1 protein-coding gene is annotated in these 730 nt (G+C 70.5%); it reads left to right on the forward strand.

The features are described from left to right. The coding region (locus JFN88_RS16975) for a reverse transcriptase family protein (protein WP_199020499.1) at positions 1 to 730 on the forward strand (730 nt) is incomplete at both ends.

The raw sequence follows: 730 nt of genomic DNA on the forward strand, positions 1-730 counted from the left end.
CGTCCGCGACGGCCGTCGTGCCCCGGGTCGACCTGCCGGCCTCGGTGCCCGAGGCGGCGGCGGCCATCCTCCGGCGCTGGCCGGCGCTGACCGACGAGTCGCTGCGGATGCCTCCGCAGCGCCCCGGCATCGACCACGCCATCGAGGTGCTGCCGGGCATGGCGCCGCCCAACCTGAGGGCGCGCCGGCTGCTCCCGGCCGAGGCCGAGGAGCTCAAGCGCCAGCTGCAGGAGCACCTGCAGGCGCGGACCGTCCGCCCGAGCCGGTCGCCCTACGGCTCGCCCATCCTCTTCGTGAAGAAGAAGGCGCTGGAGCCGGGCAAGGCGCCGGAGCTGCGGATGTGCGTGGACTACCGGATGCTCAACCGGGTCACGAAGAAGAACACGTACCCCATGCCGATCATCCAGGAGCTGCTGGACGGCGTGGGCAAGGCCAAGGTGTTCACCACCCTGGACCTCAAGCGCGGGTACCACCAGGTCCGCATCAAGGAGGGCTCCGAGGAGCTCACGGCGTTCACCACGCCGTACGGCAAGTACGAGTGGCTGGTGATGCCCTTTGGGCTGTGCAACGCGCCGGCCACCTTCCAGGCGCTGATGCACGACATCTTCCGGGAGGAGCTGGGCCAGTACGTGGCCTGCTACCTCGACGACCTGCTCGTCTACTCGCTCGACGAGGCCTCGCACCTGGATCACCTCGCGGCGGTGCTGGGCAAGCTGGCCGCGCACGGCCT

Source organism: Paenibacillus roseus (assembly GCF_016424485.1).
Lineage (GTDB): Bacteria > Bacillota > Bacilli > Paenibacillales > Paenibacillaceae > Paenibacillus_D > Paenibacillus_D roseus.